Source organism: bacterium, assembly GCA_030655055.1.
GTDB lineage: Bacteria > Edwardsbacteria > AC1 > AC1 > EtOH8 > UBA5202.
This window is the reverse complement of sequence record JAURWH010000114.1, coordinates 1-13,475: the sequence shown is the minus strand read 5'-3', so window position 1 is coordinate 13,475 and position 13,475 is coordinate 1. Positions and strand designations below refer to the sequence as shown.

The 13,475-nt window shown below is 56.4% G+C and carries 13 protein-coding genes and 2 tRNA genes; all 15 read right to left on the bottom strand.

Translation table 11 applies throughout. The features are described from left to right. A partial coding sequence (locus tag Q7U71_05390; GenBank protein MDO9391188.1) for a GTP-binding protein occupies positions 1–109 on the bottom strand: 109 nt, incomplete at its 3' end. Positions 110–181: 72 nt separating this feature from the next. Next, positions 182–257 (bottom strand) — tRNA-Thr (locus Q7U71_05385). Positions 258–513: 256 nt separating this feature from the next. Continuing rightward, a tRNA-Arg gene (locus tag Q7U71_05380) sits at positions 514–590 on the bottom strand. A gap of 106 nt (positions 591–696) precedes the next feature. Further along, entirely contained in the window at positions 697–1,890 is a 1,194-nt protein-coding gene (locus Q7U71_05375; protein MDO9391187.1) for an aminotransferase class I/II-fold pyridoxal phosphate-dependent enzyme, read from the bottom strand. A 275-nt stretch (positions 1,891–2,165) separates the two neighbouring features. Then, on the bottom strand, positions 2,166–3,290 hold the full coding sequence (locus Q7U71_05370; GenBank protein ID MDO9391186.1) for a sodium ion-translocating decarboxylase subunit beta: 1,125 nt from the start codon (positions 3,288–3,290) through the stop codon (positions 2,166–2,168). After that, positions 3,287–3,652, bottom strand: a complete 366-nt coding sequence (locus Q7U71_05365) for an OadG family protein (protein ID MDO9391185.1) — start codon at positions 3,650–3,652, stop codon at positions 3,287–3,289. The genes Q7U71_05370 and Q7U71_05365 overlap by 4 nt, the downstream gene beginning before the upstream one ends. A gap of 13 nt (positions 3,653–3,665) precedes the next feature. After that, complete coding sequence (locus tag Q7U71_05360; GenBank protein MDO9391184.1) at positions 3,666–4,865, bottom strand: electron transfer flavoprotein subunit alpha; 1,200 nt, start codon at positions 4,863–4,865, stop codon at positions 3,666–3,668. Between the two features lie 118 nt (positions 4,866–4,983). After that, positions 4,984–5,400, bottom strand: coding sequence for a GxxExxY protein (locus tag Q7U71_05355; protein MDO9391183.1), 417 nt, complete (start codon positions 5,398–5,400; stop codon positions 4,984–4,986). A gap of 148 nt (positions 5,401–5,548) precedes the next feature. Then, on the bottom strand, positions 5,549–6,334 hold the full coding sequence (locus tag Q7U71_05350) for an electron transfer flavoprotein subunit beta/FixA family protein (GenBank protein ID MDO9391182.1): 786 nt from the start codon (positions 6,332–6,334) through the stop codon (positions 5,549–5,551). A gap of 318 nt (positions 6,335–6,652) precedes the next feature. Continuing rightward, on the bottom strand, positions 6,653–8,086 hold the full coding sequence (locus Q7U71_05345; GenBank protein ID MDO9391181.1) for an MATE family efflux transporter: 1,434 nt from the start codon (positions 8,084–8,086) through the stop codon (positions 6,653–6,655). A gap of 4 nt (positions 8,087–8,090) precedes the next feature. Further along, complete coding sequence (locus tag Q7U71_05340; GenBank protein ID MDO9391180.1) at positions 8,091–8,801, bottom strand: hypothetical protein; 711 nt, start codon at positions 8,799–8,801, stop codon at positions 8,091–8,093. Between the two features lie 24 nt (positions 8,802–8,825). Continuing rightward, entirely contained in the window at positions 8,826–9,998 is a 1,173-nt protein-coding gene (locus Q7U71_05335) for a class I SAM-dependent rRNA methyltransferase (protein MDO9391179.1), read from the bottom strand. A 79-nt stretch (positions 9,999–10,077) separates the two neighbouring features. After that, positions 10,078–10,938 carry a cation diffusion facilitator family transporter gene (locus Q7U71_05330; protein MDO9391178.1) on the bottom strand — a complete coding sequence of 287 codons (861 nt, stop codon included), beginning with the start codon at positions 10,936–10,938 and terminating at the stop codon, positions 10,078–10,080. Between the two features lie 30 nt (positions 10,939–10,968). Further along, a complete protein-coding gene (gene typA, locus Q7U71_05325) occupies positions 10,969–12,813 on the bottom strand; it encodes a translational GTPase TypA (GenBank protein MDO9391177.1) in 1,845 nt (614 codons plus the stop codon). 60 nt (positions 12,814–12,873) lie between these two features. Further along, positions 12,874–13,215 (bottom strand): DUF559 domain-containing protein, encoded by a 342-nt coding sequence (locus Q7U71_05320; protein ID MDO9391176.1) that lies wholly within the window; start codon positions 13,213–13,215, stop codon positions 12,874–12,876. Positions 13,216–13,475 lie beyond the last annotated feature (260 nt).

The following is a 13,475-nucleotide window of genomic DNA, read 5'->3' as shown; positions in this document are numbered from 1 at the left end:
ACAGGTACTTCGTGATCGCGCTGGTCAGGGTCGTCTTGCCGTGGTCCACGTGGCCGATCGTCCCGATATTGACGTGCGGCTTCTTACGCTCAAATTTTGCTTTGGCCATGATGGTTCTTTAAACTCCTGTTTTAAGAATATTGTTTTTCAGATCTGCCGGGGTTGTTTTGAATTTGAAAAGTGGAGCCCACCACCAGGGTTGAACTGGTGACCTCGTCCTTACCAAGGACGCGCTCTACCGACTGAGCTAGGTGGGCTTTAAACCCAAAAAAGAATAATAGACCCCTACCCCCAAGGCTTTAACTTTTTACTTGGGGGCATGTTTTTAAGGCAAAGAATGATTATTATATCAAAAATCCACGAAAAGTCAATACCAAAGTTGGATTCGTCAGCATTTTTTATGCCGTTTTTTCAACCCGAACCGGATCTAAGCCAACAATGAATTCTGCCCCCTACCCGATCCTAATCATCTGTTCCCTAAAATCAATTCCCGGTCACCTGTTTTCTAAGGCTTGGTGCGCCTGGCCCGAGTCGAACGGGCGACCTGCGGATTCGAAGTCCGACGCTCTATCCAGCTGAGCTACAGGCGCTTCTCTCAGAAGATCAGAAGGTGTGAACTTGTGAGGCTAAGACTGGTTATGTGTTATTGCTCTTATCTTCTCAGTTTCGGATCTTCGGATCTTCAGCATTAAGGCTTCAGATATTGGAGAGCGCCTGGTCCAGATCCTCGATCACATCCTGGGGGTCCTCGATGCCCACCGCGATCCGCACAAAACCCGGGGTCATCCCCAGCGCCGCCAGGTCGGACTCGGAATAGGACAGGTGGGTGGTGGAGGCCGGGTGGGTGACCAGGGTGTCCACGCTGCCCAGGCTGACCGCCAGCTTGCAGAGTTTGAGGTTGTTCTGGAACTTCCGGCCGGCCTCGCGCCCGCCCTTGATGTCGATGGCCAGCACCCCGCCGTAACCGCCGCTCATCTGCTTCTTGGCCACTGCGTGGGAAGGACAGGACTCCAGGCCGGGATAGCAGGTCTTTTCCACCTTGGGATGCTTCTCCAGGAACTTGGCGATGATCATGGCATTCTGGGAATGGCGCTCCACCCGCAAAGGCAGGGTCTGCAGGCCGCGGGACATCAGCCAGGCGGTGAAGGGCGCCATGCTGCCGCCCAGGTTCTTGTAGGCGATGGGCTTCATCTTGTCGATCTCGGCCTTGGAGGCCACCACCACTCCGCCGGTGGTGTCGCCGTGTCCGCAGATGTACTTGGTGGCCGAGTGCATCACGATGTCGGCTCCCATCTGGATCGGCTGCTGCAGGCAGGGCGTGGCAAAGGTGTTGTCCACCGCGACTATCACCTTATGCTGTTTTGCAACTTTGATCGTCTCAACCAGGTCCACCACGTCCAAAGTAGGATTGGCCGGGGTTTCCAGGTAGACCAGCCTGGTCCGGTCGTTGATCTTCTTGTCCAGCAGGTTGTGGATGTCGTTGGCCGGAACGTAGATGATCTCGATGTTCATCTTGGGCAACAGGTCCTTGAACAGCCCGAAGGTGCCGCCGTAGATGGGGGCCGAGGAGATGATGTTGTCTCCGGGGCGGCAGTAGGTGAAGACGATGGCCGCGATGGCCGCCATGCCCGAGGCGAAGGAAAGGCCGTCGTCGGTTCCTTCCAGCAGGGCCAGCCGCTTTTCAAAATCCTGGCAGGTGGGGTTGCCCAGCCGGGAATAAACAAAGCCCGGCTCCTGGCCGGACATCACCGCCGCGCCGTGCTCGGCCGAATTGAAGACGAACTCCGAGGACTGGTAGATCGGCATGGAGACCGGCTTAATCTTGCTCAGGTCCTGCATCCCGCCCCCGTGCACCGCCAAAGTGTTGAACCGTACTTTTCCGTGAGACATTTTTTCGCCCTTCTATAAATTTATTTTAAAAGATTTCATCTATAAGGAAACTCTGCCTTGCGCCACCGCTATAGCTAAGGCGCACGCGGCGGTAAATATAATAGCGTAAGCGGTCGCTGTTGCTACGGCGGACAGGCATGAATGCAGGAATTTTTATGTTAATTGGTGCTATTTCAAGTTTGACTAAACATTACCAAAAATAAATCAACATAATCTGCGGGGATCTGCGTCCCATAAAGGTCCCCGTTTTATCCCGGCCGACGGGGACTATCAATCTACTTTAACAGCGAGATCAGCACCCCGGCCGCCATGGCCGTTCCCAGCACCCCGGCCACGTTGGGCCCCATGGCGTGCATTAAAAGAAAGTTGTGCTTGTTCTCCCGCTGTCCCTCCACCTGGGTCACCCGGGCCGCCATCGGAACCGCCGAGACCCCGGCCGAGCCGATCAGGGGGTTGATCTTTCCGCCGCTCAGAACGTAGAAAAGTTTTCCCAGCAGCATCCCCCCGAAGGTGCTGAACCCGAAGGCGATCAGCCCCAGGGCCACGATCTTCAAAGTTGAGAGGCTGAGGAAATTGGCGGCCTCCATGGTGGACCCCACCGAAGCCCCCAGCAAAATGGTGACTATGTTGCACATCTCGTTCTGCAGGGTCTTGGAAAGCCGCTCGGTGACGCCGCTTTCCCGGATGATGTTCCCCAGCATCATGGTCCCGATCAGGGCGATGGCTTGGGGCAGCAGCAGGGCGGTGATGATGGAGATGGCGATGGGAAACACGATCCTCTCCCGGTGGCTGACGTGCCGCAGCTGCTTCATCTCGGTGGTCCGCTCCTTCTTGGTGGTCATCAGCCGCATGATGGGCGGCTGGATCAGAGGAACCAGAGACATGTAGGTGTAGGCCGCCACCGCGATCGGGCCCAGCAGGTGCGGGGCCAGCTTGCCGGCGGTAAAGATGGCGGTGGGGCCGTCGGCCCCGCCGATGATGCCGATGGCGGCCGCCTCGGGCAGACTGAAACCCAGCGATACCGCTATCAGCAGGGCGGCAAACACTCCGAACTGGGCGGCCGCGCCCAAGAGAAAGGTGATGGGATTGGCCAGCAGCGGACCGAAATCCGTGAGGGCGCCTATCACCATGAACATCATGGTGGGCAGCACCTCGGTGGAAACGCCCACATTGTAGATCATGGTCAGCAGGCCCTCGGGCCCCACCACGTTGGACAGCGGCAGGTTGGCCAAAAAGGCCCCGAAACCGATGGGCAGCAGCAGCAGCGGTTCGAAGCCCTTGAAGATCGCCAGGTACACCAGCACCAGCGAGACCAGGATCATGATGCCGTTGCCCAGGGAGAGATTCGTCATCCCGGACATCTGGATCAGCTTTGACAGGTGTTCAAAAATGATGCTCATTTCAGGTTGCTCCTTTGGGCCGCTTCCTGCAGCGAGACTATCCTCCACGAGCTTTCCGGGCCGGAGGCATTCCTCTCCGGCTGGGAGTTGGCGGAAGAACCGGGTTCGGCGCCAAGCTCCGCCGATAATGCTCCCATCACTATGGCGGCCAGTTCCTCCTCGTCCCCGGCCTCATTCACATATACTGCCGGGATCTCAGGCGCCGGGCCTCCCAGGGGATGGACCAGCGGCTGGTCATTTCTGCCGGCCATGATTCCCGCCATATATATCACCCCGGCCATTATGGCCAGGGCGATGAAGACTATGCTCTGGGAAATCACACAGACGGTCAGGGCACCGCCCATTCCGGTAAAATCCGACATTTTTTCCTTTCTATTATTTGCCGCAGGTTTCCTGCAGCTTCTTGGTCAGGGCCGGCACCACTTCGAACACGTCGCCCACGATCCCGAAATTGGCCACCTTGAAGATGGGGGCGTCGGGGTCCTTGTTGATGGCGATGATGCAGTCGGCCGACTGCATGCCCACCAGGTGCTGGATGGCCCCGCTGATGCCGCAGGCCACGTAGAGCTTGGGGGCCACCGTCTTCCCGGTCTGCCCCACCTGGTGGGAATAGGGGATCCATCCGGAATCCACCGCCGCCCGGGAAGCGCCCACCGCCCCCCCCAGGGATTTGGCCAGGGCCTCTATCAGCTTGAAGTTCTCCGGGCCCTTCATCCCCCGGCCGCCGGAGACGATGATGTCGGCCTCGGTCAGCTTGACCATGCTGGTGAGCTCCTCCACCACTTTCAGAACCGAGGTGCGGGAGGCCGGCATCTTCTGGTCGTAGGGAACATTGATCACCTTCCCCTTCCGGGAACTGTCGGGGGCGGCCTCCTTCATCACCTTGTGGCGGACGGTGGCCATCTGGGGCCGGTGATTGGGGCAGATGATGGTGGCCATGATGTTCCCGCCGAAGGCCGGCCGGGTCTGGAGCAGTATCCTCTTCTCCTCGTCGATGGCCAAAGCGGTGCAGTCAGCGGTCAGCCCGGTGTGGACCTTGATGGCCACCCGGGGGATCAGGGCCCGGCCGATGGTGGAGGCGCCGCAGAGCACTATCTCCGGCTTGTGCTGGTTTATCAGTCCGGCCAGGATGATGGAGTAGGGCTCGTCGCAGAAGTTCTCCAGGGACGGATGGGACACCGCATATACATTGTCGGCCCCGCGTAAGACCAGCTCACGACAGGCCGGCTCGATGCTGTTACCCAGGATGACGGCCGAAAGTTCCACCCCCAGGGTGTCGGCCAGTTTGCGGCCCTCGCCCAGCAGTTCGTAGGCTATGCTTTGGACCACTCCGGCCTTCTGCTCGGCAAAGACCCAGACCCCGTGATACCCGCTGATGTCGGCCTTCTCCACCTTGTCCTGGCGCAGCAGGATGGCGTCGAACCCGCAGGATGACACGCAGGCCCCGCACAGGGTGCACTTGTCGTCGTCTATGACCGCCAGGTTGTCCTTTAAGCTGATGGCCCCGTAGGGGCAGGATGACAGGCAGGCTCCGCAGCCCACGCATTTGTCTTGGATGATCTCTATATCGCTCACTTTGCTCCTTGGTTTTTTATAGGACACGGATTTTCACGGATTTCTTTTACTATTCCTTATCTTATAGCAGGAATTTACTTGAATCAGACACCAAACCAGATGCCTTTGGATATTTTTGTTAGGAAGTTGTTTTGTTTTTAACTATTTTCTTGTCATTATCATAGATTTTGCGCTTGAATTCTAATTTTGGCCCGAAGTTTACCAGCAAACCTACCTCTATATCGGTTGCTTTCAAGTAATTCAGTAACTGTGCCTCATGTTCTTTGATTAATAATGATACCGCTTTGATTTCAATGATAATTTTATCGTCAACTAAAATATCGGAAAAGTATTCACCGACTATTTCGTTTTCATATTTTACTTTGATCGGGGACTGAGCAACTGCCTTTATGGATTCCCTTCTGAACTCTATCATCAGAGCATTTTCATACACCTTCTCAAGGAAACCATATCCCAAGGTATTATAAACCTTGAAAAACACCGCTATGATCTTATCGGAAAGCTCCTGATGTTTTAACGTTGAAACAGTATTCATAAGTACCTGTTAAATTTATAAAATATCCGCGTTAATCCGTGTAAATCCGTGTCCCATTAAATTATCTGCTGTTGCTTGAGCCCGTTAATCACCGTATTTCAAGCCTTGAATAAAATATCTGCGTTAATCCGTGTAAATCCGTGTCCCGTTAAATTATCTGCTGTTGCTTAAGCCCGTTGACCACGGCGGCCACCGCTTCGTTGACGTCGCCCTGCAGCAGCACTCCCCCGGTCCGGGCCGGCGGGGTGAAGATCTTGACCACGTTGGTGGGCGAGCCGTTCAGCCCGATGTTCTTCTCGTCGGCCCCGATGTCGGCCGCCTTCCAGATGGTGGTCTGGTAGGACTTGGCCCGCATCTTGCCTTTAAGCGAGGGCAGCCGGGGTTCGTTGATCTCCTTGACCACTGTGAACACCACCGGCAGGCTGGTCTCCACCACATCGTAGCCGTCCTCGGTCATCCGCCAGACCCTGGCCCTCTTGTCATCGATCTCCTCGATCTTCTTGACGTAGGTTACCTGGGGGATGTCCAGGAACTCGGCCACCCCGGGACCGACCTGGGCGGTGTCCCCGTCGATGGCCTGCTTGCCGCAGAGGATCACCCCGTAATCCCCGATCTTTTTGATTCCCATTGACAGCGCGTAGCTGGTGGCCCAGGTGTCGGCCCCGGCAAAGGCCCGGTCGGAGAGCAGCACCGCTTCGTCCACCCCCATGGAAATGGCTTCCTTGAGGGCCTCGATCACCTGGGGCGGCCCCATGGAGATGACAGTGACCTTGCCCCCCAGTTTCTCCCGGATCCTCAAGGCCTCTTCGATGGCATACATGTCGAAGGGGTTGATGATGGACGGCACTCCCTCCCGGATCAGGGTGTTGGTGACCGGGTCTATCCGGACATCGGTGGTGTCCGGCACCTGTTTGATGCAGACTATGATGTTCATGTTATCCCTGTAATGTTGATTGCGAATGTCATTCCCATGAAAATGGGAATCCAGGAGACCGCCCCACTAAATGCACTAAAAGACGCTAAAATAACCATGGAATTATTTCGGGTTGTTTCGTGTATCCTTCGACCAAGCTCAGGACAAGTTTTCGTGGGGAAGCCCCTGTAACCAAAAAAGAAGATTACACAATAAACATCGTGTAATCTTAGAACAGAATTTTGATTTTACCATAAATTTTTATGGGTGTCAAATCAAATACGTTGTGTTGTTCAGTGGCATGTCCGGAGTAAGACTCCCTGACCAACTTTCGAAGGATCATTCCACCGCCGGCGATTCCGGGTGGATGATCAGCGACGGGGCCAGCGGCTCTATCACCCGCATCCCCTTCCATTTGCCTCCCCGGAACCGGAAATAGAAGGCCAGCCCCAGTATAACCACATAGGCCGAGGCGATGGTCCAGGCGGTATATATCCCGGCCCCAAAGACGGCCAGGGCCAGGTAGCTGGGGACGACCAGTCCAAAAAACGACAGCACCAGCAGCATGTACATCACGAATTTTGTGTCACCTGCCCCCTTGATGGCTGAGGAGAATATGATGTTGAAGCCGTCGAACAGGGAATAGACCGCCACGAACCGCAGCAGGATGATGGTGGTCCGGCGGATGGCCTCGAACCGGACGGGATCGGCATGGGCGGCATAGGGCATCAGAAAAACCTGGGGCCAGAAAAAATACAACAGGGCCACTGCCGCCATGTAGACGAAGGTCATGTGAAAACCGGAGTAGACGCTGTACTGGGCGGTCTCTGGGTCGTCCTGGCCCAGGTACTGGCCCACCAGCACCGAAGCGGTGATGCCGAACCCGATCATCGGCATGAAAGCGATGGTGTTGACGTTGAAGGCGATGTTGGTGGCCGCCAGGTTGTCGCTGCCCAGCCGTCCCACCAACAGGATGAAAAAGGTAAAGCCGCTCATGTCCAAAAAGAACTGGACCCCGTTGGGGAAACCGTACTTGAGCAGGGCGGACAGCTTGGTCCGGTCCAGCCGCCAGCCGCTTAAGGTATGGAAGGCCCGGTTGTATCCCGGCCTGAAGATCAGCACCGAATAGGCGATGACGGAGAACACCGCCGAGAAGACCGTGGCCCAGGCGGCCCCGGCCATGCCCATCTCGGGGAAGCCGCCGTGGCCGAAGATCATCAGGTAATCGAAGACCACGTTGACCGCGGTGGCGCCCAGGTTGATCCACATCACCGGCATGGTCTTCCCCAGCCCGGAATAGAACCCGGACAGGGCCGAGGACACCAGGGCCGGAAAGGCCCCGGCGCAGAGGATGGCAAAATATGTGGTCTCGTACCTTTGCACCAGCGGGTCGTGCCCCACCGCCTGGAAGATGGCTCCGGCCCAGGGGATCAGCAGCATCACCGCGATGGACCCGGCCGCCGCCACATAGACCGCCTGCCAGATCACCGGACCGATCTGCTTGTTCTGCTTGGCCCCGTAATACTGGGCCACGAAGGTCCCGGCATAGCCCACCGTTCCCAGGAAGATGGTCATCACCGCAAAGTTAAGCATCCCGGCCGGCATGGCCGCCGCCAGGGCCTCCGGCGAATACCAGGCCAGGTACATCCTATCCACAAAGTGCTGGACCGCCCAGGAACCGGTGGACAGGATCAGGGGAAAGGCGATAAGAAGCACCTGGCGGTATCCGCCGGGTGCTTGCCAACGGGATTTTATGTATTGGATGATTCCCAAAATGCTACTTTTTGTATTTGAACTTGGTTTCAATTTTCTTCGATTCAACCCCGGTATTTTTATTGCGGGCCTGAACCTTAACGGAATACTTTCCTGGATATATAAGGCTATCAAAGACCACTGAACCGCTGTCTCCTTGCGCCCATGGCGTCCATTGGCCAACAGAATATCCGCATACAGTCGGCATTTCATCAGGTGCTTTAATGAATGCACGGTATTCTATGGTGTCTGTGTCTTTTCTCCCCACATCTTCACACCGGAATGATAAACTAACTGGAAAAGTATTTACTTCCTTGTTCGGTATGTTTAAATAATATATCTTAGGCTCACTTTTTACAGCTAATCTGATGATGACATTATTACCTGAAATGTAATCACTAAAGCTGGGTATAGTGGTAGTGTTTATTTTTATTTCACATATCCCGTTATTAGAAACGATTGTGCTGATTGACTCTATACCATATTTTTTAACGATTGTTTCTCCATTTTCCGACCACCTAAAACCGCTTGCTGCTATTACGACGGAATATCCTTCTGAAAATAAAAGATACGAGTTATTGTCTTCGTATACTATCACAACTTCAGAATAATAATTTTTTTTGCTTTTAATTTCTGAGTTATCAGTATTCTTAACCTCTCTTATATAAATATCAGTAACTGTCTGAGCAGATAATGGTGAGGCTAACAGCAACAGCCATAAAAGTTTTCGAACCATTTCTCTCTCCTTTACCTTGTTCAGTCACTCCACCACCATGATGGCACACTTCAGGTACTGGGTCTCCCGGCAGGCCAGCAGCACCGGGTGGTCCTTGGACTGGTGCCGGAACTCCAGCAGTTTCAGGGTCCGGTTGGCGTCCCGGGCTGCGTCCACCAGCATCACCTTGAACTGCTCGTCATCCACGTGGTAGGAGCAGGAGCAGGACAGCAGGATCCCGCCGGGGGACAGCAGTTTCATGGCCCTTAAGTTTATTTCCTTGTAGCCCTTTAAGGCGGACTCGATGGATTTCTTGTTCTTGGCAAAGGCCGGCGGGTCCAGGATCACCACGTCGTATTTTTCCCCGCTCTCCACCCGCTCTTTTAAGGTGTGCAGCACATCGGCCGACTCGAACTGACACAGGCCCGAAAGATTGTTCAGCCCGGCGCTTTTGATGGCCTGCTCGATCGCCCGGTCCGAGATGTCCAGCCCCAGGACGGATTTGGCCCCGGCGGCCGCGGCGTTAAGGGCAAAGCCCCCGGTATGGCAGAAGCAGTCCAGCACGCTCTTGCCCTTCACGTACTGGCGCAGGGCCAGCCGGTTGTCGCGCTGGTCGTAGAACCACCCGGTCTTCTGGCCGTGCTTGATGTTGACGGCGAATTTCAGCCCGTTCTCCTCTATCACCACCTCGGGCTTCAACGCCCCCAGCAGCACGCTCTCGGTCTCCCTTAGGCCTTCCAGCACCCGGGAGTAGCTGTCGCTCCGCTCGTAGATACAGGCCGGGTGCAGCACTTCGGTCAGGGCTTCCACTATCAGGTCCCGCCGGATGTCCATGCCCAGCGACATGATCTCCATCACCAGCTGGTCGCCGTAGCGGTCCACCAGCAGGCCGGGCAGGCCGTCGGATTCGCCGTACAACAGGCGGTAGTCGGAACTGCCGGGATATACCGACTGCCTGAGCCGGGCGGCGGCTGATATCTTGGTGACCATCAACTCCAGGTCCAGCTCCAGGGCGCCCCGGGAATACAGCCGGACGGCGATCAGCGATTTGGGATTGTAGAACCCGGAGCCAACTATGTAGCCCCGGCTGTCGTAGACCTGGGCGGTCTGCCCCGGTGTCAGGTTGTCCGGCAGTTTGTCTATCTCGTTGGAGAACACCCAGGGATGCCCGGACTTGATCCGGCGTTCCTGGTTCTTGCGTAAAGTGATCTTCTGCATTTCTTCTTTCTTTGTCGGGACATGGCATGCCATGTCCTTGCTTTCTGTTGGGGCAGGTTTAAAACCTGCCCTTACTTTATTAGTGCTGGGGCGGTTCCACGTGGATGGTCAGGCTGACCTCGGGCAGTTCCTGGCCCAGTTCTTCCTCCAGATGGTCCGTCAGGTTATGAGCCTCCTCCACCGTTTTATCGCCCTTCACCGAAAGGTGGAACTCGGCAAAGACCCGGTTGCCGCTGCGCCTGGTCTTGATGTCATGAAAATCCACGAACAGCTGGTCATGCCGCTTCAAGACCTCTATGATCCGGGCCTCCTCCTCCGGGCAGGACTGGTCCATCAGCCCGGTGGAGGACTTTTTCATCAGTTCGAGGGCCATCTTTATCAGCAGGCCGGACACGGCCAGGGCCAGGGCCGAATCCAGGAAATACCAGCCGGTAAGTTTTGCCACCGCCAGACCCACTACCACCGCCGCCGAGGACAGCACGTCGGAAAGCAGATGCTTGGAATCCCCCTCCAGGGCCAGCGACCCGAACTTGCGGGCGGTCCGCAGCAGCAGCCAGGAAAGCAGGCCGTTCAGGGAGGTGGCGGCCAGGGAGATCATCAGTGCCACATTGACATTGGTCAGCGCCGCCGGCCTTATCAGCCGGCCCACCGCTTTTTCGGCGATCATCACCGCGGCTACCAGGATCAGTATCCCTTCGATCAGGCTGGAGATGTTCTCCACTTTCTGATGTCCGTAATTGTGGGTGCGGTCGGCCGGTTCCTCGGAAAGATAGACGGCGTAGATCATCAGCCCCGAAGCTAACAGATTTACGATGGATTCCAAGGCGTCGGAAAGCAGGGCCACCGAGCCCGAGAGGTAATAGGCCGCCAGCTTCAGCACGAAGATGACCAGGCCTCCGGTCAGTGTCATCCAGGCCACGTTCTTTTTGGTGATGCTCATAAAGGCTCTTTCGTGAATGTTCTGGAGGATCTATTCCTCGTTTTCGGCTCCGGGCTTCACCCGCCGCGACCTTCTGCGGTCAATGTCCGAAAGGATCTTCTTGCGCAGGCGGATGGACTTGGGGGTCACCTCCACCAGCTCGTCGTCGGCGATGAACTCCAGCGCCTCCTCCAGCGTCATGATCTTGGGCGGGGTCAGCCGGATGGCATCCTCCGAACCGGAGGACCGCTGGTTGCCCAGTTTCTTGGCCTTGGTCAGGTTGACCACCAGGTCGTTTTCCTTGGGCCGTTCGCCCACTATCATGCCCTCGTAGACCCTGTCGCCCGGCCCCACGAACATCATCCCCCGCTCCTGGATGCCGTCCAGCGAATAAGAGGCGGCCACCCCGGTCTCCATGGCCACCAGCACCCCGTTCTGGGTGGTGTTGATCTCTCCCTTGTAGGGCTGGTAGCTTTCGAAATTGTGGTGCATGATCCCGGTGCCCCGGGTATCGGTCAGGAACTGGCCCCTGAAGCCTATCAGGCCCCTGGCCGGTATGATGAATTCCAGCCGGGTGCGGCCCTTGCCGTCGGCCTTCATGTTCTGCATCTCGGCCTTGCGGCCGCCCAGCCGCTCCATCACCGGGCCCACGTAGGCGTCGTCCACGTCTATCACCAGATATTCAAAGGGCTCGCACAGCTTGCCCTCGATCTCCCGCATGATCACCTCGGGCCGGGATACCGCCAGTTCGTAGCCCTCGCGCCGCATGGTCTCGATCAGGATGGAAAGGTGCAGTTCGCCCCGCCCCGAGACCTTCATCGAGTCGGGCGAGCCGGTGTCGTCCACCTTAAGCCCCACGTTGGCCTTCAGCTCCCGGTACAGCCGGTCCCGCAGCTGGCGGGAGGTCACGTATTGGCCCTCCTGCCCGGCAAAGGGGCTGGTGTTCACCGAGAACAGCATGGCGATGGTGGGCAGGTCAATGTCCACATAGTGCAAAGCCTCGGGCTTCTCAGTGTCGGCTATGGTCTCGCCGATGTCCACGTCCTCAAAACCGGCCATGGCCACGATGTCTCCGGAGCCGGCCTCCTGTATCTCGATCCGCTTCAGGCCCTCACAGCCGTAGAGCTTGGTTATCTTGCCGGTCTCGATGCTGCCGTCGCGCCTGATCCGGGAAACCTTCCCCGTCACTTTGATGGAGCCGTGCAGGATGCGGCCGATGGCCATCCGTCCCACGTAGTCGTTGTAGTCAATGGAGGTCACCAGCATCTGGAAGGGCTCGCCGGGGTTGCCCTCGGGCTCCGGGACCTTGTCCACTATGGTGTCCAACAGCGGCAGAATGTTCTTCTGGGGATGCTGCAGGTCGTTGGTGGCGGTGCCGTTCTTGCCCGAGGAATAGACCACCGGGAAATCCAGCTGCTCGTCGGTGGCGTCCAGCGAGACGAACAGGTCAAAGATCTGGTCCAGCGCCCAGTGGGGCCGGGCCTCGGTTCGGTCCACCTTGTTGATCACCACGATGGGCTTGAGGTTCAGCTTCAGCGACTTGGAGAGCACGAAGCGGGTCTGGGGCATGGGGCCGTCCACCGCGTCCACCAGTAAGAGAACGCCATCCACCATGGAAAGCACCCGTTCCACCTCAGAGCCGAAGTCGGCGTGGCCCGGAGTGTCCACGATGTTGATCTTGTAGCCCCGGTAATGGATAGAGGCGTTCTTGGAGAAGATGGTGATACCCCGCTCCCGTTCCAGGGGGTTGGAGTCCATCACCAGTTCCGGCACTTCTTCGTTGTCGCGGAATGTGCCGCTCTGCCGGAGCAGGGCGTCCACCAGGGTGGTCTTGCCGTGGTCCACGTGGGCAATGATGGCTATGTTCCGGATCATTTTTTCGGTGTTGTTTGACATGAGTTCCAATTACGTTTATATTGTGGTTTTTTGTTTATAAAATAATGCCCGTTGCCTGGTTTATATTTCCCTGACATATATTTTCAATTTTTGAAGGACCCTGTCCAGGTTATTGATCACTTCTTGGTTTGAGAACCGTATGATCCTCAATCCGTTTTTCTTTAAAGCCGTTTCTCTCTTATTGTCGTTATCCTTCTGGGTTTCATGGATCCCGCCATCTATCTCCACCACCAGTCTTTGGTCGCCGCAATAAAAGTCGGCAATGAATCCATCTATGACCTGTTGACGGTGAAAATGCATACCAACGATCTTGTTGGCCCTGACCGCATTCCAAAAACAGCGTTCGGCCAAGGTCATATTGCGGCGCATCGCTTTGGCCAGGGCCAGTTTTTCAGGGTTCACTCTCTGAAAACGGGTTACGCTATGTTTAGGTTTAATTGGCATAGCAAGGGGTAATACGTGATATCATTTTGACCTCTCTCCTGCCTCTCCCCTGGAAGGGGAGAGATCACCGTCTTCCCTCCCCTGCCAGGGGAGGGATAAAAGGGAGAGGTCACTTTTGGGGCTCCCCGGTGATCTTGTACGTCCCGCCCTCTTTCTTCTCTATCTTGAACCCCTGTTTCACCAAGGCCTCATAGGCCGCCAGGCGCACGTAGTCATCC